Source organism: Sphingomonas jeddahensis, from assembly GCF_001981525.1.
GTDB lineage: Bacteria > Pseudomonadota > Alphaproteobacteria > Sphingomonadales > Sphingomonadaceae > Sphingomonas > Sphingomonas jeddahensis.
The window spans coordinates 1-20,437 of record NZ_MPSB01000016.1 but is presented as its reverse complement, the minus strand read 5'-3'; the positions used below and the strand labels follow the sequence as shown (position 1 = coordinate 20,437).

Sequence of the window (20,437 nt, the reverse complement as noted above, 5' to 3'; positions counted from 1 at the left end):
CGCCCGTTCTCCAAACGAAAAAAGCCGCCAGGACGGCGACCCTTGTCGGTCACGTCCTGGCGGCTTCGTTGCCTCGGTGCGGATACGGGCGTTTGCCCGTCCGCCAGCGCGGACCTCCCCGGCGCTGGAGAGGCGTGTCGCTGCTATCTCGTGTCCGGCATCATCGCCGGACGATCAGGAAGCTGCCTGATTCGCGACGACGAGACAAGTCCCTTTCGCATCCGCAGCAAAATGGCTCACGGCAGCTGCGCCAGATATCCTGCAATATCGTCAGGATCGAAGGCTCGCCCGTCGAAGAAGCGATCGCTCCCGAGCATCAGCCGGCCCTGAGTCGATCCCGCCCCGATTGGCTCGCTGAGCGCGCCTTCCAACTTCGAGCTGGCATTGGGCAGCGGCGCCGCCGATCCTGCAAGCGCCGCGCGATAGAGGTCGGGACGAAACACCGATTGCGCGGTTGCCGCATCCTTCTCGGAGAAGCTTAGCGCATCCCAGCGCACCATTTGCGAATACAGCCACGCCGCCTGGCTGCGCCACGGGAAGTTGGCGGCCTCGCGATGCTGGAACATGAAATCGGGATAATGGATCGGTGCGCCACCTGGCACTAGCCGGATCCGATCGGTGATCGCCCGCAGGATCGCATCGACCGGCGCGTCGAGATACTCGCGTCGGGCAAGCAGTGTCGCGCTTTCCACTGCCGTCTCCGGCCGCACGAAATGCTCCGCCGCCGCGTGAAGCGCGCGGATCAGCCCCGCCACCGCCTCGGGCCGCGCCGTCGCCGTCTCGGCCCGAAGAGCCAGCACCTTTTCCACCCCGCGCCGCCAGATCTGCGCGGTGGCGAGCGCGATCCGCCCGACGCCGCGATCGACCGCGATGGAATTCCACGGCTCGCCCACGCAAATGCCGTCCACCTCGCCCGCCGCCAGCGCATCGGCGGCGAAAGGCGGGCTGGTGACGGTGATCGCCACATCCTCGTCCGGCCGAATGCCGACCCCGGACAGCCAGTAGCGCAGCATGTAATTGTGGCTGGAATAGCGATGCACCACGCCCAGCCGCAGCGGCCGCCCAGCCGCGCGCCGCGCCGCTGCGACCGCCTTCAGCGCCGCGCCGATCGCCACCGGATCACTCAGCGCATCGCCCAGCCCGCACGCCTCGCCCAGCGCGGTCGAGAAGGTGATCGCATTGCCGTTCAGCCCCAGCACGAACGGCACCGTCAGCGGCACGGCGGGCCGATCGCGCCCTAGCGCTGTCGCGATCGCCAGCGGCGCGACGAGATGCGCCGCATCGGTGTGGCCATACAGCAACCGGTCGCGCACCGTCGCCCAAGTGACATCGCGAACCAGCTCGATCGCGACGCCCTCGGCTGCAGCGAAACCAAGCTCGTGCGCCAGGATCGGCAACGCGGCGTCGACCAGGGGCACGAAGCCGATGCGGAAGATTTCGGCGCTCACGGCAAATCTCCCAACAACGCCTCGCTTGTCACGATCGCCTCCGCCACCTCCGCGATGCGGCGATTAGATTTCATCGCGTGTCCGCGCAGCAGCGCATAAGCGGCCGGTTCGTCCAGCCCGCGCCGCTTCATCAGGATCGCCTTGGCGCGATCGATCGTCTGGCGATCCGCCAGCGCCGACTTGGCTTCGGCCAACTCGGCCTGCAATCGCGAAAAGGCCTGGAACCGCCGGACCGCGAGGTCGAGCACCGGCTTGATCCGCTGCCGCGCCAGCCCGTCGACGACATAGGCCGAGACACCCGCATCCACCGCCGCCATGGTCGCTTGCGCATCCGATTGGTCGACGAACATCGCGATTGGCCGGTCCAGCGCGCGCGACACCGCGAAGAAATCCTCCAGCACGTCCCGGCTCGGATTCTCGAGGTTGATCAGCACCACCTCGGGCGCACAGGCCTCGATCTGCGCTACCAGCGGCCCGGCAGGATCGATCACCACGAGATCGGTGAGCCCGGCGTCGCGCAGTCCTTCGGAAATGATCGCCGCGCGCGTCGTGCTGGTGTCGATGATCGCGATCCTCACGGCTATCGACTATCCCGCAACTCGGTATTCAGCCAGCCCCTTTGCCGCACGACTTCTTCTTTCATCCTGCTGGCAGCGCTGTGACGAAAGTGTCAGCAAGCGCCGCTAGGGGAGCGGCAAGAACAACGTGTCACAGGGAAACAATCGTCGCATGAAGATCATCGCCCCCCTCCTTTTCGCCAGCCCGCTGGTGCTCGCCGCCTGCGCTACGCAGGAACTCCCGATCGAGGCCCGCATCGCCCATGCCACGCCGGCCGTGATGGTTACCGCGCGCGGTGAGACGGCGCCAGTCGGCACCGCCAACGCCGATGCGGCGGACGATCCCGCGATCTGGCGCAACCCGGCCGATCCCGCGAAAAGCCTGGTGCTGGGCACCGACAAAAAAGCCGGGCTGCACGTCTATGATCTGGCCGGCAAGTCGCTGCACTTCCTGGATGCGGCGCGGATCAACAATATCGACCTGCGCGACGATGTGGTCATCAACGGTCAGCGCGGCGTGCTGGCCGTCGCGTCCGATCGCACCGACCCGGCGAATGCGAAGTTGGCGCTGTTCCGGCTCGATACCGACAGCGCGCAATTGTCGCTGCTCGGCCATGTCGCGGCCGGCCCGAACGAGGCTTATGGCCTTTGCTTGGGGCGCGACGCGGCCGGCCTTTCGGCCTTTCTCGTACTCAAGGACGGCACCGTGCGGCAGATCCTGCTCGATACTTCCGGCGCAACGCCAAGCGGGCGGATCGTGCGCACCATGAAGCTGTCCAGCCAGGCGGAGGGGTGCGCGGTCGATGATCGCACGCACACCCTCTACGTCGCCGAGGAAAATGTCGCCTTGTGGCGCTTCGACGCACGCGCGAGCGGCAGCACCGCGCCGACCAAGATCGCCGCTGCTGATGGCAAGAACCTGGTCGCCGATGCGGAGGGAGTCGCGGTCGCGCCGATCGGCGACAGGGATGGCTACATCATCGTCTCCAGTCAGGGCGACAATGCCTACACCCTCTATCGCATCCGCGACGACAGCTATGTCGGTCGCTTCCGCGTCGGACCGGGGAGCATCGGCGGCACTGAGGAAACCGACGGCATCGAGATGGCGCTGGGCGACATGGGGCCCAAATATCCGGGCGGCCTGTTCGTCGTTCAGGACGGTGAGAACGCGCCCCATGCGCAGAACTTCAAGTTCGTTGCCTGGGATGACGTGAAAAACGCCCTCGGCCTTTAACAGCGAACCCGTGCGCGGCGGGAGCGATACTGACTGCTCCGCCGCGCCGGGCGATCACTCCTGCCCGGCCACCTTGATGTCCTTGCCCAGCAGCGTCCGCACATAGATGCGCTGCACCATGACATAGACCACCACGGTCAGCGGCGCGGCGAGCAGCACGCCGAGAAAGCCGAACAACAGCCCCGCCGCCACCACTGCGAACAGCAGTACGGCAGGCGGCACGTCCACTGCCTGCTTCTGGATCATCGGCTGCAGGAAATTGCCCTGAAGCTGCTGCACCAGCAGGAACAGCCCGATCGTCCAAAGGGCCGTCGCTGGCGAGACGGTGAAGGCGAGCAGAACGGCAGGCAGGCCGGCAATGATCGGCCCAATCATCGGAATGACGTCGAGCAGCCCCGCAATCAGCCCAAGCCCGCCGGACGCCGGCGCGCCGAGCAGCGCGAGCCCAGCCCAGGTAAACGCTGCCACCACCAGCGACGACACCGCTTGCCCCACCATCCAGCCGCGCAGCCCGCGCGACGCATCGTCCAGCGCCGCCGCGGCAGTATCCTCGGCGCGGCGCGGCATCAGCAGCAGCAAGCCCCGCCGATAGACCGCCGGATCGCTGGCGATGAAGATCGCACCGACGAATACGAGCACGAAGTTCGCCAAACTGTTGCCCAACGTCAGCGCATAGCCGCCCGCTTGCGACAACAACTTCGACAGGTCACCACTGCCCTGGTCCAGCATCGCGCGCGCCGAATCGCCCAGTCCGGCCCGATCGAGCAGGCTCTGGATCTGCTTGATCGCGGGCGGGATGCTCTCGCGGATCGTATCGAATTCGTGGCTCAGCTGCGTCCCGAACAATGTGAACACGCCGCCGAACACCGCCAGCAGCACCAGCACCGATAGCGTGAGCGCCAGCCCGCGCTTCATGCGCGTGACCCGGCTCGTCTTGCGTGTCATGGAGTCGAGGATCGCTGCCAGCACCAGCGCGGCAAAGACCATCAGCAGGAACCCGCTGAGCTTCACGAGCAGCCACGCCACCCCCACGATCGCGATGACCGTGACGGTCGCGGCAGCAAGCCGGCCCAGGTCGGGGAAAGGGCGCTGTCCGGTCTCTTGGTGCAACTGTGTCATATGGCGCGTTTCTCCCCCAGGCCGCCGTTGCGGCATGTTCATCGGATCTTTTGATAGGTGGTGCAGCCATCAGCGGCGAGCACATCGGCGGTGATCAGCGCGTCAAGCATGGCAGTCGAGCGAAACGTCAGAGCCCTTCAGCACGATCGAGCTTCAATCCGGGGATCTGACCCTCGACGGGCCGCCGTATCACGTGAACAGGCGGCGCAAGCCCCATGAAGTCTCGCCGCGACGTCACGGGGTGGAATCGTGGAACATGGCGATGCGAAAGACCATAGCGGGGAGCCGAGAGGCGCAGCACCGCCCCTCAGCGTTCCGGATCATTCTCGGCGGAGCGAGCGCGCATCGCGCGGCGCTGCCAGGGCCAGCACCCCTCGATCTCGGTTTCGAGGGAAAAGCTGAGAAAGGTCCGGATCACCACCACGATTGCCAGCAGGCCAACCGATTGGAACGTCAGCGGCGCGGTGATCGTGCCGATGATGTCGGCGCCTACTAGAAGCTCCAGCCCGAGCAGGATGCCCCGGCCCAGGTTGGCGCGATAGCGCTCATAAGCGGCCTGCCAGTCCGAGCGCTGGCCATCGCGCAGGAACCATGCCGTCGCCAGCATCACGCCAATCACGATGATCGCCACCCCGGCGATCTCCAGCGCATGCGCCAGCAACTCGATATAGACATGCAGCTTTTCCACCAGGGCTCAAATCACCCGGCCCGGTGCTTCGTTCCGCCGCGAGCCGCCCAGCGGCGCACGCCTGACGCCCTTCGGCATACTCAGCACGAACGGCACAGGCCCGCCGGCGGCGGCCTCTATCCTTTCACGATCCGCAGCAAGCTTGCCCCAAGCTCATCCTTGCGGAACGGCTTGGCCAGCCGCGGCAGATCAGGGTCGATCCCTTCTTCCTCGGCATAGCCCGAGACGATGAGCGCGGGCACGCCCGGCCGCCGCGCGCGCACCTTCCGCGCCAGATCGGTGCCGTTCATCCCGGGCATCAGATGATCGGTCACCAGCAGGTCGAACCGCTCGCCCTGCTCAACCATCTGCAATGCCTCCTCCGCGGAACAGGCTTCGATCACTGAATAGCCAAGGTCGCTCAGCATGTCGGCCGTGCTCATGCGCACCACATCCTCGTCATCGACCAGCAACGCCATGCCGCGGAACGATCCGGTCCCGCGCACCTCGCGCGCCGAGTCACTTGGGTCGGGGGCGTCGCAGCTCTGCGGCAGCCAGAGCTCGACATTGGTCCCCAGCCCCGGCCGGCTTCGGATCGTCAGCGCCCCACCCAGTTGCGAGGCAAGGCCGTGCACCATCGACAGCCCCAGGCCGGTGCCCTTGCCAATGCCCTTGGTGGAGAAAAACGGCTCCACGGCGCGCACCATTGTCGCCTCGTCCATCCCGACGCCTGTGTCGGCCACGGACAGGCGTATATACCTTCCGGGCTCCAGCCCGGCGCGATGCTCGCCCTCGACCTCGTCGGCGCTGGCGGTGATGCGCAGCGTGCCGCCATCCGGCATCGCATCGCGTGCATTCACCGCCAGGTTCAGCAGCGCCATTTCCAGCTGGTTGGGATCAGCCTTTGCATGCGGCAGGCCGGCGGCGGATTCAGCGACCACTTTGATTTGTGGCCCGGTGGTGCTCGCCACAAGATCGGCCATGCCGGTGATGAGCTCGGCGACATCTACCGCGACCGGCTGCAGCGGCTGGCGCCGCGCAAAGGCCAGCAGCCGCTGCACCAATGTCTTTGCGCGGTCTGCGGATTGCATCGCGCCCGCGATCATCCGCTGCTCGCGCTCGCCGCCGAGCCGGCGCCGCTGCAGCAGGTCAAGGCTGCCAACGATAGGCGTCAGCAGATTGTTGAAATCATGCGCCACGCCGCCGGTCAGCTGGCCCATTGCCTCCATCTTCTGCGCCTGGCGCAATTGCTCCTGAGTCGTTTCCAGCTGCTGCTCGGCGCGGATGCGATCGGTTACGTCATAGGCGGTGCTCGCGGCGCCGATCCGATTGCCGTCGCTGTCGTGAATCGGCGCCAGGCGGACTTCATAATGTCGCCGGTCCAGCCCCGCGTCGCCGAACTCCTGAACGAGGACGAACTCCTTACCCGCCAGCGCCCTTGCCCAATTGGCGCGCATCTGCTCGCGATGCGCCGGCATGCCGTCGAGCAGGTCGAGCAGCCCGTCGCCGACGTGCGGGCGCGTGCCATAAAGCCGCTCGAACACATCCTGGCTGGTACGATTGATCGCCAGAATATGGTGGTCGAGATCGATCACAGTCACCGCGGCGGTCGAATTCTCGATCACGTCGGAAAACACCTTGCGCTCGGCCAACGCCGCCGCGACGCGCTGTTCCAGCGTCTCGTTCAACTCGCTCAACCGTGCTTCCGCCAGCTTGCGGTCATGGATATCGATCGACGCGCCGAACCACCGCACGATTTCGCCGTCCACATCGCGGTGCGGTTCGCCACGCACGAGGAACCAGCGATACTCACCAGCGGCCGATCGGATACGGTGCTCGACGGTGAATGTGCGGCCGGTTCGGCGCGCCACATCAAAGGCGGCAACGGTCGCCGGCCCATCGTCGGGATGGACGTAATCCGCCGCCGCCAGCGTTGCGGTGCTCGCGTCGTGCGGGATGCCAGTATAGTCGGCCCATTGCTTGTTGTAGAATTCGGCGCGGCCCTCGGCATCGATGATCCACACGATCTGCGGTACGGCATCCGCCATCAGCCGGAAACTGGCCTCGCTCTCGCGCAATCGTTGCTCAGCCGCGCGACGCTCCGTCAGATCGACGGTAACGACCAGCAAATTGCCCGATCCGCCATCCGGATCGTGCAGCCGGGCGAGCCGACTGTTGGCCCATACGATCGTGCCGTCCGGCCGCAAATATCGTTTGTCGAGCGCGCGGGGCTCGCGCGTGCGTACCGTGGCGTCGATGGCCGCAAGGCTCGGCCCGATGTCCTCCGGCAGGGTGACATCAAAGACGCTCGCCGTCAGCAGCGCGTTCCGATCACGGCCAAGCAGCCGGCACAATTCGTCGTTCACTCGCAGGAATCTTCCGTCGAGCGACACCTCGGAGAGCCCCACCGTCGCTTCGGCGAAGATCGCGGACAGCCGATCCTCGCTCGCCCGAAGCGCAATCTCCGCCGCCCGCCGCGCCGATATGTCGTTGAACAGCACGGCGACACGGTGCTGCGACGGATCGCCGACCCGCAACGCATGCACGTCGAACCAGCGGCCCATCGCGTCCGACCCGTTTTCGAAGCGGGCAGGCCGGCCGGTGGTCGCAACGGCGCCGTACAGGTCGTACCAATGCTGCTCCAGATCGGGCACCAACTCGCGCGCGCGTCGTCCGACAGGGTTGATCAGACCGGACTGTTGCTCGAACGCGGCATTTGCCTCGACAAACCGATAGTCATTCGCCCGCCCGTCTGCATCGAACAGCATTTCGATGACGCAGAAACCCGCATCGATCGTCTCGAACAGCGCACGATACCGCGCGTCCGCTTTCTCACGAGAGGTCACCTCCGCGGTGGTCTCGTCGCAAATCACCAGCACACCGCCCACGCCATTGGGCGCATGCTCGTCATCGATCGGGCTGTAACTGTAGGTCCACCAAACATCCTGCCGCCCGCCGCGGCGGATGATCGGCACCAGCTGATCCTCGTGCCACGTCGCCTCGCCGCCGGCCATCACCTGGGCGATCTGCGGCCCGATCACATCCCAGATTTCGGGCCAGGTATCGCGCGCGCGCGCGCCCAGCGCCGCCGGGTGCTTCTCCGGGCCGAGCGAGGCAGCATAAGCATCGTTGTAGAATTGGATCAGTTCCGGCCCCCACCAGATAAACATCGGGTGGCGGCTGGTGAGCAGCAGACGGACGGCAACGCGCAGGCTCTGCGGCCAGCCAGTGATCGGCCCGACCGGGGTCGCCGCCCAATTGTGGCCGCGGATCAGGTCGCCCATCAGCCCGCCAGCGGCGACGGCGGGTGCCATTGGGCTGGGGACGTGCTCAGACAGGGTCGGCTCCTCGCGTCAATGCGCATCAGCGCTGGTCTGCTGTACAACCCGCCATAACCGAATAGTTTTCGCTTCCGTAATGCGCCGATGTTCGAATTGCGCGCCCGCATGGAGAACGGTCGCTGCACTTGCCGGCATTTTCCCCGGCAAATCGCTAGGCATTGCCGCGATTCGCCTAAAACATCGCCGAAAACTGCAGGTTCATCGCCAGAAGTTTTCGGTTTTCTTTGGTTATTGCGCAGCCAGCGCCTGCAAATAGCGCTCGTGATCCGCAGCCGTGCCGACGAAGCGTTTCATGCGAGCGAGCCGCTCGGGCGGCAGCGTCGCCTCGGCCTTGGCGAGCTGTTCCGCGATCCAGCCGGCGTTGAAATCGGGCACGCCAGCGCGCTTCAGATTCTCCGCCCGGCGGATCGAATCCCCACTACATAACAACAACATCCAGCCATATTCGCCGCGCTCGTACAGCGCCCGGCCGCCGTAATCGCCCTGCGTCCAATCAGCGATCGCATGATCGCCGCTGACGATGATCGGGCCAACATCGATCGGCACGAACTCGCTGCCGAAATGCTGCTGTGTCGCTTCCTCGACGCGCCCCTGGTCAACAACCGGGTTCTCGATGGCACAGCCGGCAAGCACCAGAATACCGACCAAGCCCAACAACCTACGCATGGATCAGCCGCTTCAGCCTGGCGACGGCGCGCCCTTCCGGCTCCGCGGCATCCATCCTTTCGGCAAACTGCCCCTCCCGGTCGAACAGCAGGATGCGAGCAGTGTGGTCGATCGTGTAATCGCCATTGGGCAGCGGCACCCGCTCGACATAAACCTTGTACGCCGCCGCCATCTTGTCCAGCTCCGCCTGACTTCCCGTCAGGCCAATCATCGGCGCGTCAAACATCGACAGGAAGCTGGCAATGTCTTCCTTCTTGTCATGCTCGGGATCAACCGAAACAAAGACGATGTTCATCTTTTCGGCGTCTGCCCCCAATCTCTTGTGAAGCAGCGCCATCTTGCTCATCGTTGTCGGGCAAACATCAGGACAGCGGGTGAAGCCAAAGAACATCGCATAAGGCTTGCCCTTCAACGTCTGCTCGGTAACGGTCGCCCCGTTGGTATCGAACAGCCGGAAGGGGCCACCCGGCCCTGCCTGTGTCGCCGCCGCAGCCTGCTCGCCTGGCCCGCCAGAGCACCCGGCCATTGCCGCGATCAGGCCCGCCGCCGCCAGCGCCGACAAGCTCGCGCGACGCATACGATGCCCGGTCATCAATGATGCCCCTCATGGCTGCCCATTGGCGCGGCGGCACCAGCACTCCCGACGACAAGCTGCGTCGTCACGAGGCCGGCCCGGGCAAAGCGCAGGGTGACAGGGACGCGCTCTCCCGCCTTGAGAGGCGCCTTTAAGCCCATCAACATCAAATGGTTGCCACCCGGCGCGAGTGTCGTGGCACGCTGCGGCGGCACGGTGACACCATTCGCCAGCGGCCGCATTCGCATAACGCCGTTCTTCATCGACATGGCGTGGATCTCGACCCGCTCGGCCCGCGGCGACGTCACGGAAACAAGCCGATCCGCCTGCGCGTCTCCGTTGCGGATGGTGAGGAATCCAGCACCAACCGTCGCCCGCGGTGCCGTAGCGCGCGACCACGGGCTGGTCACCGTCAATGATCCGCTGCGAACGTCCTGTGCCGATGCTGGAACGGCAACCACTGCGGCGAGCGTGAGCAGCATACGATAGGTCATGATACGTCCTCGCAAAGCGACCGCGCCGACCGGTGCGGAAACATGTTGGTTCACGAGTTACCGCGATCGGTCACCTCAGTCAGTTGGACATTCCGTCCTATCCCCGTGCCTCAAGCCGCCGGAAGCGATTGAAGCGTTTCCGACACGCGCTGCCGCAGTTCCGGCTCGCGCGTGATCTCCAGGATGGTGCCAAGGCTGCTCCGCGCACGCGTCACATCCCCGTCCACCAGTTCCAGCCTCGCACGCTGCCACCAGCCATTGGCGTAATCGGGCGCCATCGCGGTCATGCGTTCGTACAGGATTAACGCGCGCCGGCCTTTCCCGGCCTGCTCGGCGCGGCTTGCCTGATTCTGCAGCAAGCGGACGAGCACCGCGCGGTTCGGCATGGCCGCGATGTGAGTGACCGGCTCGCCCGGCGCGGCAAAGGTCTGGAGGAGCGCGGCAAGCCGCTCCGCTCCGACGCGAGCGCCGCCAGTGAACGGATCGATGATCACCGGCGCGGTGTCCACCCCGATGAGAACAAGAACATGCCCCGGCAAGTCAAGCACATCCGCGCGCCAGCCAAGCCGGCGCGCGGCGGCAACATATAGGATCGACAGGCTGATCGGCAGTCCGCGACGGCGATCGATAACGCGGATCATGTCCGCATTGGCGGGATCGTCATAGGTTGCGCTGTCCCCAGCAAAGGAGAATTCATCAGCGAGCACCACCCCCAGGGCGTCGGCACGCGAGGCGGAACTCTCTGCGTCAGCGGCGATGACGTCGAGGCGGGTCGCGACCGCCGCCAGCAGGTCATGATATGGCTCAAGGTCGACATCGGGGTGGTCAAGCAGCGCTAGCGACAGCGCGGCCTCATCAAGGACGATCTCATCGTCATCGACCAAGCCAAGGTGAGTCAGGTCATCATACATGAGGTAGAGATGGGAACGACAATCGACAGGTGCAAAGTCCGCCGGATCGCAGGCACATAAAGACGCGGATCGGCGTCAACGGTGTCGGCGATCTCAAGCAGGACGCGCCGCCGAAGGGAACACCCCAACGTCGATTGAAGCTATTGCGAGTGAAAATCATTGTCGCTAGAGCTCCTCGCGCCGGTTCCGAGTCTGAACGCAGATCACCCGGTGACATTCCGTTCGGGGGATACGACGTTGAAGACCAAGGCACTGCTTCTCCTGGCGTCCGGGTTCGGTGCGCTTGCGCTACCGGCCGCGGCGCAAACAACCCAGGCTGAACCGGCGCGGGACCAAACGCTGGCTGAGCGCGACGATACGCTGCCGGCCGAAGATATCGTCGTTCAGGGCCGCTATACGATCCCCGACCAGATCGACACCGCCACGGGCTTGGGCCTGACGATCCGCGAAACGCCGCAGTCGGTCAGCATCGTGACGTCACAGCGGATCCTCGACCAGAATCTGATCAGCGTCCGCGACGTGATCGAGAATGGCATCGGTGTCGCGGTCAACGAGACCGACGACGTACGCAACAACTTCTACGCGCGCGGCTTCCGGATCCAGAACACGCAGATCGACGGCGTGCCGACGGCCTGGGCTTTGGGCGGCGACCGCGGCGAGACGATCGCCGACGTGTCGATCTACGAACGAGTCGAGGTCGTGCGTGGCGCGACGGGCCTGCTCAGCGGTGTTGGCGATCCCTCGGCCTCGATCAACCTTGTTCGCAAGCACGCCGATCGCGCCGAATGGGGCGGCTATCTCAATGCCGCTTATGGAAGTTGGAACACCTGGCGCGTTTCCGCTGACGTGGGCGGTGCGGTGACTGCGGATGGGCGACTGCGGGTGCGCGGCGTCGGCCGGTACGAAGAAGGCAATTCGTTCACTGACTTTTACAGCAACAAGAAGCTTGTTCTGTACGGCACGCTGGACGCAGACGTTACGGACGACACGTTGCTGCGCGTCGGCTTCAGCCATCAACGTAATGAGCCCTATGGCGCCTTCTGGGGCAGCTTGCCCACCTTCTACAGCGATGGCACGATCGCCGAATGGGATCGGTCGAAGAGCACCGCCCAGCCGTGGACGACCTGGCAGACGGTAAACCAGAACTTCTTCGCGACGCTGAGCCACGATTTCGGCGGCGGATGGAGCCTGACCGGCAATTACAATCGGCTGCGCAACACTCAGTTCTCCGAGATCCTGTACCTGTTCGGCAATGTGAACCCCACAACGGGGCTGGGCCTCAGCAGCAATCCCTACTCCGCCTATGGCGAGAGCATCCAGGACAGCTATGACGCGCAGTTGAAGGGCCGGTTGACGATCGGCGGCCGCGATCACGAATTGGTGCTCGGCTATCTCAACAGCGTGATCAACCGCCGGACCGACTCCTATCAGCCGCTGAATGAAATCCCGCCATTCGGCTCTTTCCGCTTCCCGCCGGCTGGTGATTTCATCAACTGGAACGAGAACTCTTATCCGAACCCCGGCTTTGCCGAACTGGGCACGCTGGCCGAGGACGAGCGGATCCGGCAGATCGGCTATTATGGGGCGCTGCGGCTCAACGTGGCAGACTGGCTGAAGGTGATCGGTGGCGGTCGCCTCGCAACATGGCGGCAGACCGGCACCGCTTATAATGTCGAGCGCCGCTACGGCGACAAGAACGTCTTCATTCCCTATCTCGGCGCGCTGGTCGATATCACGCCCAATCACCGGCTTTATGCGAGTTACACGACGATCTTTCTGCCCCAGAACGCGCAGGATCGGAATTTCGAGCAGCTCGACCCGATCCGCGGCAAGGCGTATGAGATCGGCCTGAAAAGCGCCTTCTTCAACGAAGCACTGCAAACCTCGGTGGCGCTGTTCCGCATCGAGCAGGACAATCTGGCCCAGATCGACGGCGAACAGATCATCCGGCCCGGCACCGGCCTGTTCCAACCCTATCGCGCCGCAGATGGCGTGGTCAGCGAAGGCTTTGAGGTCGAAGTGACTGGCCAGCCGCTACCGAATTGGAACGTCAATGTCGGCTACAGCCAGTTCAAGGCGCGCGACGCCGACGGGATCGACGCCAACACCGATCAGCCTCGCCGCCTGCTGAAGGCGTTCACTACCTATACCGTGCCCAACGTTCTTGGCGGACTGACGTTCGGTGGTGGCGCGAATTATCGCAGCGCAGCCTATTCGGTCGGTACGGTTCCGGGATCGACCACGCCCTTCCGGTTCGAACAGGACGGGTTCGTCACCGTGAACCTGATGGCGCGTCTGGCCGTAACCGAGCAGGTCAGCCTGCAGGCCAATGTCGACAATCTGCTCGACGAAACCTTCTACAGCCAGGTCGGCAATTTCAGCCAGTATCGTTACGGCAGGCCCCGCAATTTCACGGTCAGCGCGAACTACAGGTTTTGACCTGCAACAGCGGTGCCGGACGGCGCCGGCACCGCTGCAACAACCAACGATGCCACGTGTGCGAGCGCTCGGAGGATGAGCTCATCGGAGTGAATCCGAGCGCACGTCCACGGCTACCATCACTTCCCTTATCGAACGCGATGCCGTGCAGGATCACCATCGGCATCTGCGTTCACTGACGTTAGCGATCGCTCGACCGGCATCCACCGTCCGGATCGCGCCTCGTGTGACCGCTTTTTCAGCAACGCCAAGAACAGCACAATGCAGCGCCGTTGATCGGATCGCCGGTCAGCGATGCTCTCGATCCAGGGGCCGGGCCGCACCACCACTGTCATATTTCCGCCCTACGCGCAGGCGCACTCATCCTTCCACTCACGTGCCCTGTCGGAGCCCCACCATGATCTCGCGTACCGCTTTCACCCTCCTGCTCGCTGCCGCCGCGCAACCCTGCCTGGCGCAGAACGCCGCGCCGGAGCTCGCGCGTGGGGCAAAGGGCGATCTGCGCGAACCCGGCGGCGCGCGACGGCTATCTGGGGACATGAGCAAGACCTATGGTGACCTCATCGCCGCTCGCGAGGTGCGCAACGTCATTCTCCTGATCGGTGATGGCATGGGCGATTCCGAGATCACCGTCGCACGCAACTATGCGGAGGGCGCCGGCGGTTACTTCAAGGGGATCGATGCCCTGCCGATGACCGGGCAATACACGCACTATTCGCTGGACCGCAAAACCGGCAAACCCAATTACGTGACCGATTCCGCCGCTTCGGCCACGGCCTGGGCGTCGGGGGTGAAAAGCTACAATGGCGCGATCGGCGTCGATATCGCCGGCAAACCACACAAGACGCTGTTGCAGCGGGCGAAGGCCGCCGGGCTCGCCACCGGCAATGTGTCGACCGCGGAAATCCAGGACGCCACGCCAGCGGCGCAAATCGCCCATGTGAGCATGCGCAAATGCTACGCTCCGACAGGGACAAGCGTCACTTGCCCCCAGGATGCGCTGGAGAATGGCGGCCTCGGCTCGATCACCGAACAATTGCTGGATACGCGTGCCGATCTGGTGCTTGGCGGAGGCGCTGCCAGCTTCGCCGACGCGGCCAAGGCGGGCAAGTGGAAGGGCAAGACGCTGGAGCAGCAGGCCGTGTCGCGCGGCTATCGGATTGTCCGAAACGCTGCCGAGCTGAACGAGGTTGCGCGCGCCGATAATCGTCAGCCGCTGATCGGCTTGTTCGCGCCCGGCAACATGCCGGTGCGCTGGACGGGGCCCCGCGCCAGCTTCCACGGCAATATCGACAAGCCCGCGGTCACTTGCCAACCCAATGCGGAACGAACTGCCACCGTGCCGACGCTTGCCGCGATGACGCGCAAGGCGATTGCGTTGCTGAAGGACCGGCCGAAGGGCTTCTTCCTTCAGGTGGAAGGGGCGTCGATCGACAAGGAGGACCATGCCGCTAACCCGTGCGGGCAGATCGGCGAAACGGTGGATCTCGACGAAGCGGTGCAGGTCGCGCTCGAATTCGCACGGGCAGACAAGCATACGCTGATCATCGTCACCGCCGATCATGCCCATACGAGCCAGATCGTGGGCAATGGCACCCGCGCGCCCGGCCTTACTGCCGCGCTGAACACCCGCGAGGGCGCGGTAATGACGGTCAATTACGGCACGGCGGAAAAGGGGGCCCAGGGGCATACCGGCACGCAGCTGCGCATTGCCGCATACGGCCCGCGCTCGGCCAACGTGCTTGGCCTGCTTGATCAGACCGATCTGCACTATATCATCCGCGACGCCCTCAAACTCGATTGACGCTCAACGGCTTACGCGCGCCGGCTTGACCATAGCCGGCGCGCTCCATAGCGGCCCGACGCTTTGGCGCACTGCGCCGGGAATCGGGGACGACAAAATATGCTACGGTTGGTGATCGCGGCGTGTGCTCTCGCTGCGCCGGCGGTCGCCCAACAAGCACCGTCGCGTCACGATGAAGCGCGCGACGACATCGTGATCACGGCGCAACGGCGCGAGCAGGGCGCGCAGGCCGTCCCCATTTCGCTGACGGCTCTCTCCGCCGCGCGGCTGGAGAACGAGGCGATCCTCAACCTTGATCGGATCGGCGCTGCGGTGCCGAACCTGTATCTCGCACGCAATTTCGGCACCAGCTCGGGAGCGCTGGTGTTCATGCGCGGCGTTGGTGAGGGAGATTCGATCTTCACCAACGATCCGCCCGTCGGCATCTATGTCGATGACGTGATTCTTCCGCGATCGACGGGATCCTTGTTCGACCTCCTCGACGTCGAGCGGATCGAAGTGCTGCGTGGTCCGCAGGGGACGCTTTACGGGCGAAACACCAGCGGCGGCGCAATCAAGTTGGTGACCAGGCGTCCCACGTTCGATCGCCTGGGCGGCAATGCGGATCTGACCCTCGGCAGCTACGGGCGGATCGATGCACGCGCGGCCGTGAACCTGCCGCTGGCGAGCGGTCTGGCGGCGCGCGTTTCGGCCATCACGCGCAATCAACGCGGTTGGGGCCGCAACCTGATCAACGACGCTCGCGTGAACACGCAGGATCTGCAGGGCGGACGAGTTTCGCTGTTGTGGGAGCCGACGAGCGATCTCTCGCTCTATGCCTCTGCCGATGCGACACGCGACCGATCGAGCCCGCGCTATCCGCAGCGGTTCGCGGCCGACCCGCTCGTCCCTGGCAGATACACGAACGGGTTCGTGAAGCTCGGTGGCGATATCGACGCGTTCGAATCCGCTGACACCGATCCGCTCAACCGTACCGACACCGGCGGCGCCTGGCTGCGTATCGATTATCGCGGCGGCGGTCTCACGGCATCATCGATCACCGGGTATCGCGCCCTACGGTCGCAGATCGGGTTCGATCAGACCGCCAACCCGCCCGGCATCGGCAGCAACGTCATCCTGCTGCAGGATCAGCACCAGCATAGCTTCAGCCAGGAGCTTCAACTTGCCGGCAACGCGTTCGGCGCGCGGCTGGATTGGTTGGTCGGCGGCTTCTACTTCAGCGAGCATAATGATCAGCTGACGGCGGTGAGCCTGGCCACGCCGACCGGCAGCGACGCGCGGTTCCGCAACCACGACTTCTTCAATGCCCCGTCGCGCGGCAACGCGCCGACCGGCAACTGGTCACCCTATGAGCCGCGACTGGACACCGACAGCTATTCGGCGTTCGGCTCCGCAACCTTAAGTGTCGGTGCGCGCGCGCATGTGACCGCCGGGTTGCGCTACACTGACGAGCGAAAGCGCTACGTCGTGCGGTTCCTGATGGCGCCTGAGGCGGTGCTGGTGCTTCCGGACGGCCGCGCCGCCCGGCGGCGCATCGCTGAACGCTGGACCGATCTGTCGCCGCGACTGGCGGTTGATTATCAACTGCTCAGCGGCGACGACGAAGCCATGGCCTATGCGTCGGCCGCGAAGGGTTTTCGCAGCGGCAGCTTCGACGGGCGCGCCCGCAACATCAGCTTCGCGCTGGAGCGTCAGGGTGCAATCGCCCCGGAGACCGTATGGACCTATGAAGCTGGCGTGAAATCCCGCTGGTTTGATCGCCGGCTGCTGTTGAACGCGAACTATTTCGTCAGCGATTATACCGACATCGCATTCTCTGCCTCGCGCGTCACCGCAGGCCCACCCGAGATCTTCCGCCAGAATGTGGGCGATGCGCGCATCCAGGGATTCGAGCTCGAGTGGACGGCACAGCCGCTGACAGGCGTCGAACTCGGCGGATGGATCGCGACGCTGGCCGACCGGTTCACCCGGCTGATCTCCAGCCCGGGTTGCATCGCCTTCGTCGCCGACGAGCGCGACCTTGACCTGCGGTTCACGCCGGCGTTCCGTTATCAGGTTCGCGCAAGCCTTACGCAGCCGCTAGGCGACGCACGCGTGCGGCTCGGCGGCGATATCAGCGGCGCGTCCGACTACAACATCGCCTTGTGCAATGAGCCCCAGCATCACGTCGACAACGCCGAAACGATCAACATGCAGGCGGCGGTCGATTGGCGCGACTGGGGGCTGGTGCTTACCGCCAGCAACCTTGCAGATCGGCGGTACAACACTGGCAGCGTCGGCACGATCGGCTATCCTGTCGCTCCCCGCGAAGTGATGCTCCAGCTCCGTCGTCGTTTTTGAGCAAGCCACCGGCTTGCCGATCGTCGGGATAGCCGCCTGTGCAATCAGCGGCTCTCGCTTACCGGATCGTGAAGCGAACGTCGTCAATGATCGTGCCCGCGGCGTCGATCAGGCGGAGGCGGTGGATGCCCGGTGCGGCTGCTATCAGCGGACGGGCGTCGGCCGGGCCGAGATCGCGATCATCAAGGCGCAGGCGCTTGGCGGTAAGATCGCCGGCAACTGCGACGGCAAAGCGCTGGCGGGCGGGCGGAATGTCGGGATCGATCGCGAAGACAGTGCCGGCAACAGGGCTGACGATGCGCGGGCGGCGGGCGATTTCGGGCGCTGCGGCGATCAGCGGCTGGCCAGTGCCTTGGAGGAAATACTCGCGGCGTGGCTGTTCGAGGTGATCGGCAAAAGCGATGCGGCGTGCCTCAACGCCGGCCGGCGGTGGCGGCGCGCGGCCCGGCGTGCGCACGTGGAGCGCCAGCATCAGGTCACGCCAGACCGGCGCCGCGCCGCTCGTGCCCGACACGGCCCGCATCGGATCACCCTCCAGGTTGCCGACCCACACGGCGACGGTGAAACGGTCGGAAAAACCGACGCACCAATTGTCGCGCATCGCCTTGGACGTGCCGGTCTTCACCGCGGCCCAGAACGGTAGGCGGAGCGCGGAATCGAGCCCGAAGGTGGCGGCGCGGGCGTTGGGATCGGCCATCATGTCGGCGACCAGCCACGCCGCAGCAGGCGTGGTGGCGGTGCGTGGCTGGGCGGGCTTTTGATCCTTGAGGAGTCGCAGCGGCGACCATGCGCCCCCGCGCGCGAGGCTGCGGTAGGCGGCGGCCTGTTCGAGCAAGGTAACCTCGGCCGAACCTAGCGCGAGCGAGAAGCCGTAATATTGCCCGTCTTCGGTGAGGCCGCGATAGCCGGTGTCCCATAGCCGGTCGCGGAACGGATCGGTGCCGACCAGCAGCAATGTGCGGATTGCGGGGATATTGAGCGAGCCGGCGAGCGCGGTGCGCGCGGAGACCGGGCCCTTGAAGCCGCGGTCGTAATTCTGCGGCACGTAGAGGCCTGAGGCCGTGTCGAGCTGGACGGGCGAATCGTCGAGGATCGAGGCTGGGGTTAGATAGCCGCGCTCGATCGCCTGCGCGTAGAGGAACGGCTTCAGGGTGGAGCCGGCCTGGCGATAGCTGTTGGCGCCATCGACCGCCGGCGCGGTGGAGGCGCCGCCGATGCCGCCGACATAAGCGAGGACGTCGCCGCTGGCGTTGTCGACCACCAGAGCGGCGCCGTCACGCGCGCGGCTGCCGCCGAGGCCTTGGAGCTGGCGGCGGAGCGCGGCGACGGCGAGGCGCTGGGTGGCGGCGTCGAGGGTGGTGGTGAGGCGGAGGCCGGGGGTTTTCAGGAGCCGGTCGGAGAGGTGCGGGGCGAGGCCGGGGTCTAGCGCCAGGCTGCGGGCGGGGCCTAGCATCGAGGCGGCTTGCGCCTCGATGCGGGTGCAGTCGGCGGCGTGGGCGCGGCGGCAGGCGCGCTCCGCGAGGCGCGCGGCAGGGGCTTGCGGGTCGGGGAGCAGCGCGGCGAGCAGTTGCGCGTCGTCGGGGGAGAGCGCGGCGGGGGTCTTGCCGAACAGGCCGAGCGCGGCGGCGCCGATGCCTTGCGCCTCGCCGCGGAAGGGGGCGAGGTTGAGGTAGGCCTCCAGGATCTGCGGCTTTGTCCAGCGGGATTCGAGGCGGCGCGCGGCGCGGAGCTGGCGGAGCTTGTCGCGCCAGCTGCGCGCGCCAGGGCGGGCGAGTTCGGGGTCGAGGAAGCCGGCGAGCTGCATCGAGAGGGTGCTGGCGCCACGCGTGGGGTGGCCCAACAGGCGAGCGCGGAGCGCGCCGGCTAGGGCTAACCAGTCGATGCCGGCGTGGTGTTCGAAGCGGTGATCCTCGGCGGCGATGATGGTTTGCGGGACCGTGGGCGCGACCTTGTCGAGCGGAGTCCAGGCGAGGCGGCGCTTGTCGAAATCGACCCGGGCGCTGTCGATCAGCGTGCCGTGACGGTCGTAGAGCCAGGCTTCGGATGGTCTGTAGGCGGCGCGGGCGGCGGCGTAATCGGGCAACGGCGGGGGATAGGTGGCGTAGTCGAGCGCGACGAATGCCGCCGCGATCGTGAGGATGACCGCGATCACGATCCGCATGGCTCGCACCTCTGCACGACCGCTGCGACATCCCCTCCGTCACGCCGAGCTCGTCCCGGCATCCAGGGCGCCGCAAACCTCAGGCTTTCGAATTCGCGGAACCCAGGCCCCCAGCACAAGGCCGGGGTGACGATGGACTGGCGGCTGGTCGGACGTTCCGCATAAACCCTTGTCACTGCGGCGCGACCACCACCGGGGCGTTGGGTACGGCGGCGCGGATGGCGGGGGAGTACATCGCCTCGACGCGGCTCGGCGGCATGTTGAAGCGGCCGGCGCCGTTCAACCGGAGCGTGTAGGAGACGGTGAACTTGCCGCGGGGCACCCAGGCGAAGTAGCCGCGCCAAGCGTCGCGTCCGCGCTCGACATAGGCGGGCTGGACGCCCTCGCCGCCGGTGCCGGACTGGAGCATCGACGATTGGCCGCCGAGATCGCCGATGATCGTCGCGCCGGCGGGGATCGGGTCGTTGACGACGATCCAGTTGCGCTCGGCCGAGGCCTCGACCGCGATCGTCACCTTGAGCACGTCGCCGCGGGTGAGGCGGCCGGGGGTGCGGGCCTGCACCACCGAGACCTGGCGGGTCATGCGGTAGCCGGCTGCGAGGGGTTTGGTGAGGGGGACGGCGGCGGAGACGGAGACGGTGGCCCAGGGGCCGGCGCCGCCCGATTGCGCGAGGCGGAGGGG

15 protein-coding genes are annotated in these 20,437 nt (G+C 65.8%); 4 read left to right on the top strand and 11 right to left on the bottom strand.

Translation table 11 applies throughout. The features are described from left to right. Window positions 1–236: 236 nt before the first annotated feature. Both SPHI_RS13525 and SPHI_RS13520 read right to left on the bottom strand, forming a co-directional pair. Window positions 237–1,448, bottom strand: coding sequence for an ABC transporter substrate-binding protein (locus tag SPHI_RS13525; RefSeq protein ID WP_076745485.1), 1,212 nt, complete (start codon window positions 1,446–1,448; stop codon window positions 237–239). After that, window positions 1,445–2,026, bottom strand: coding sequence for an ANTAR domain-containing response regulator (locus SPHI_RS13520; RefSeq protein WP_076745484.1), 582 nt, complete (start codon window positions 2,024–2,026; stop codon window positions 1,445–1,447). Before SPHI_RS13520 ends, SPHI_RS13525 begins: the two co-directional genes overlap by 4 nt. 151 nt (window positions 2,027–2,177) lie before the next feature. Between SPHI_RS13520 and SPHI_RS13515 the strand changes: the two genes are divergently transcribed. Beyond that, complete coding sequence (locus SPHI_RS13515; RefSeq protein WP_076745483.1) at window positions 2,178–3,239, top strand: phytase; 1,062 nt, start codon at window positions 2,178–2,180, stop codon at window positions 3,237–3,239. A 54-nt stretch (window positions 3,240–3,293) separates the two neighbouring features. Here the strand turns inward: SPHI_RS13515 and SPHI_RS13510 are convergent, their stop codons facing one another. From SPHI_RS13510 to SPHI_RS13460, 7 genes are all read right to left on the bottom strand, one after another. Then, the gene (locus tag SPHI_RS13510; protein ID WP_083720001.1) at window positions 3,294–4,358 is read right to left on the bottom strand and encodes an AI-2E family transporter; all 1,065 of its coding nucleotides are present in this window, start codon (window positions 4,356–4,358) and stop codon (window positions 3,294–3,296) included. 307 nt (window positions 4,359–4,665) lie between these two features. Next, the gene (locus tag SPHI_RS13505) at window positions 4,666–5,046 is read right to left on the bottom strand and encodes a DUF1622 domain-containing protein (RefSeq protein WP_233130933.1); all 381 of its coding nucleotides are present in this window, start codon (window positions 5,044–5,046) and stop codon (window positions 4,666–4,668) included. A 116-nt stretch (window positions 5,047–5,162) separates the two neighbouring features. Further along, window positions 5,163–8,339 (bottom strand): PAS domain-containing protein, encoded by a 3,177-nt coding sequence (locus tag SPHI_RS14740; RefSeq protein WP_083720000.1) that lies wholly within the window; start codon window positions 8,337–8,339, stop codon window positions 5,163–5,165. Window positions 8,340–8,594: 255 nt separating this feature from the next. Continuing rightward, complete coding sequence (locus SPHI_RS13475) at window positions 8,595–9,032, bottom strand: copper uptake system-associated protein (protein ID WP_076745481.1); 438 nt, start codon at window positions 9,030–9,032, stop codon at window positions 8,595–8,597. Next, complete coding sequence (locus SPHI_RS13470; RefSeq protein ID WP_083719998.1) at window positions 9,025–9,624, bottom strand: SCO family protein; 600 nt, start codon at window positions 9,622–9,624, stop codon at window positions 9,025–9,027. Before SPHI_RS13470 ends, SPHI_RS13475 begins: the two co-directional genes overlap by 8 nt. Continuing rightward, entirely contained in the window at window positions 9,624–10,100 is a 477-nt protein-coding gene (locus SPHI_RS13465; RefSeq protein ID WP_076745480.1) for a copper chaperone PCu(A)C, read from the bottom strand. Before SPHI_RS13465 ends, SPHI_RS13470 begins: the two co-directional genes overlap by 1 nt. Before the next feature lie 110 nt (window positions 10,101–10,210). Beyond that, a complete protein-coding gene (locus SPHI_RS13460; protein WP_076745479.1) occupies window positions 10,211–11,011 on the bottom strand; it encodes a SirB1 family protein in 801 nt (266 codons plus the stop codon). A gap of 237 nt (window positions 11,012–11,248) precedes the next feature. Here SPHI_RS13460 and SPHI_RS13455 point away from each other — a divergent pair, with 237 nt between their 5' ends. From SPHI_RS13455 to SPHI_RS13445, 3 genes are all read left to right on the top strand, one after another. After that, window positions 11,249–13,450: a TonB-dependent siderophore receptor gene (locus SPHI_RS13455; RefSeq protein ID WP_076745478.1), complete on the top strand. Its 2,202-nt coding sequence runs from the start codon at window positions 11,249–11,251 to the stop codon at window positions 13,448–13,450. Window positions 13,451–13,847: 397 nt separating this feature from the next. Next, window positions 13,848–15,254: an alkaline phosphatase gene (gene phoA, locus SPHI_RS13450; RefSeq protein ID WP_076745477.1), complete on the top strand. Its 1,407-nt coding sequence runs from the start codon at window positions 13,848–13,850 to the stop codon at window positions 15,252–15,254. A gap of 99 nt (window positions 15,255–15,353) precedes the next feature. Continuing rightward, a complete protein-coding gene (locus tag SPHI_RS13445) occupies window positions 15,354–17,594 on the top strand; it encodes a TonB-dependent receptor (RefSeq protein WP_076745476.1) in 2,241 nt (746 codons plus the stop codon). 58 nt (window positions 17,595–17,652) lie between these two features. Here the strand turns inward: SPHI_RS13445 and pbpC are convergent, their stop codons facing one another. Then, window positions 17,653–19,755, bottom strand: coding sequence for a penicillin-binding protein 1C (gene pbpC, locus SPHI_RS13440; RefSeq protein ID WP_076745475.1), 2,103 nt, complete (start codon window positions 19,753–19,755; stop codon window positions 17,653–17,655). A gap of 172 nt (window positions 19,756–19,927) precedes the next feature. Continuing rightward, a partial coding sequence (locus SPHI_RS13435) for an alpha-2-macroglobulin family protein (RefSeq protein WP_144036205.1) occupies window positions 19,928–20,437 on the bottom strand: 510 nt, incomplete at its 5' end.

Coding starts and splice junctions, on each gene's coding strand:
- SPHI_RS13515 (WP_076745483.1), top strand. CDS start 2,178: ATGAAGATCATCGCCCCCCTCCTTTTCGCCAGCCCGCTGGTGCTCGCC.
- SPHI_RS13510 (WP_083720001.1), bottom strand. CDS start 4,358: ATGACACAGTTGCACCAAGAGACCGGACAGCGCCCTTTCCCCGACCTG.
- SPHI_RS14740 (WP_083720000.1), bottom strand. CDS start 8,339: ATGGCACCCGCCGTCGCCGCTGGCGGGCTGATGGGCGACCTGATCCGC.
- SPHI_RS13475 (WP_076745481.1), bottom strand. CDS start 9,032: ATGCGTAGGTTGTTGGGCTTGGTCGGTATTCTGGTGCTTGCCGGCTGT.
- SPHI_RS13470 (WP_083719998.1), bottom strand. CDS start 9,624: ATGACCGGGCATCGTATGCGTCGCGCGAGCTTGTCGGCGCTGGCGGCG.
- SPHI_RS13465 (WP_076745480.1), bottom strand. CDS start 10,100: ATGACCTATCGTATGCTGCTCACGCTCGCCGCAGTGGTTGCCGTTCCA.
- SPHI_RS13460 (WP_076745479.1), bottom strand. CDS start 11,011: ATGTATGATGACCTGACTCACCTTGGCTTGGTCGATGACGATGAGATC.
- phoA (WP_076745477.1), top strand. CDS start 13,848: ATGATCTCGCGTACCGCTTTCACCCTCCTGCTCGCTGCCGCCGCGCAA.
- SPHI_RS13445 (WP_076745476.1), top strand. CDS start 15,354: ATGCTACGGTTGGTGATCGCGGCGTGTGCTCTCGCTGCGCCGGCGGTC.
- pbpC (WP_076745475.1), bottom strand. CDS start 19,755: ATGCGGATCGTGATCGCGGTCATCCTCACGATCGCGGCGGCATTCGTC.